Genomic DNA, 1,153 nt, shown 5'->3' with positions numbered 1-1,153 from the left:
GTGTCTTTTATTTTTTAATCTTGAAGAGTTGAATCTTCCGTGCCTTCAACACCAGAGTCTTCACCAATTCCGTGATGTTCACGAACAAAGAAAGCAATTTCCTCTCTTAAATCCGTATTCTCTTTTAAGAATTGCTTCGAATTTTCACGACCTTGTCCTAAGCGTTCTTCATTATAAGAGTACCAAGCACCGCTCTTTTGAACGATATCAAGTTCAGAAGCCATATCTAAGATTTCACCTTCTCTTGAAATCCCTTCTCCGTACATAATATCAACTTCAGCAACACGGAATGGTGGTGCTACTTTATTTTTAACTACTTTTACTTTCGTTTTATTACCAACGATATCGTTACCTTGCTTTAATTGCTCAGCACGACGTACTTCAAGACGGACAGTTGAATAGAATTTCAACGCACGACCACCTGGAGTTGTTTCTGGGTTCCCGAACATAACCCCAACTTTTTCACGAATTTGGTTGATAAAGATTGCTATTGTTTTTGATTTGTTGATTGCACCTGAAAGTTTACGAAGTGCTTGTGACATTAAACGTGCTTGTAAACCAACGTGAGAGTCACCCATGTCCCCTTCGATCTCAGCTTTCGGTACAAGAGCTGCTACAGAGTCAATTACGATAATATCAACCGCGCCACTTCGTACAAGTGCTTCTGCGATTTCTAGACCTTGCTCTCCTGTATCAGGCTGTGATAATAGTAATTCATCGATGTTAACACCTAATTTTTGTGCATATACAGGATCCATCGCATGCTCCGCATCGATGAACGCCGCTTGTCCACCTTGACGCTGCACTTCCGCGATTGCGTGTAATGAAACTGTTGTTTTACCTGAACTTTCAGGTCCATAAATTTCAATAATACGTCCACGTGGGTATCCGCCTACCCCTAGTGCCACATCAAGTGCTAAAGAACCACTTGAAATTGTAGAAATTCTACGTTCCGCTTGTTCTCCCAATTTCATAATTGAACCTTTACCGAATTGCTTCTCTATTTGTTTTAACGCCATATCTAATGCCGCTTGACGATCACTCATTCAAAATTCCTCCTTAACTCAATTGCTAATCTTATTATACCTATTTTCAATTCAATTTGCCAACAAAAATCGAACATTTATTCGATTTTTTTATTTTCTATCAAATA

At 39.1% G+C, this 1,153-nt stretch carries 1 protein-coding gene; it reads right to left on the bottom strand.

Annotation, left to right across the window (positions count from 1 at the left end):
* Positions 1-14 precede the first annotated feature (14 nt).
* A complete protein-coding gene (recA, locus tag KI356_RS25610) occupies positions 15-1,046 on the bottom strand; it encodes a recombinase RecA (RefSeq protein ID WP_002121682.1) in 1,032 nt (343 codons plus the stop codon).
* Positions 1,047-1,153: the final 107 nt, after the last annotated feature.

The organism is Bacillus hominis, from assembly GCF_018332515.1.
Taxonomy (GTDB): domain Bacteria; phylum Bacillota; class Bacilli; order Bacillales; family Bacillaceae_G; genus Bacillus_A; species Bacillus_A hominis.
The sequence above is the reverse complement of the archived record's forward strand: the minus strand, read 5'-3'. Positions and strand labels throughout refer to the sequence as shown.

Excerpts from the sequence above, each read along its gene's own strand:
- recA (WP_002121682.1), bottom strand. The coding sequence starts at position 1,046 with ATGAGTGATCGTCAAGCGGCATTAGATATGGCGTTAAAACAAATAGAG.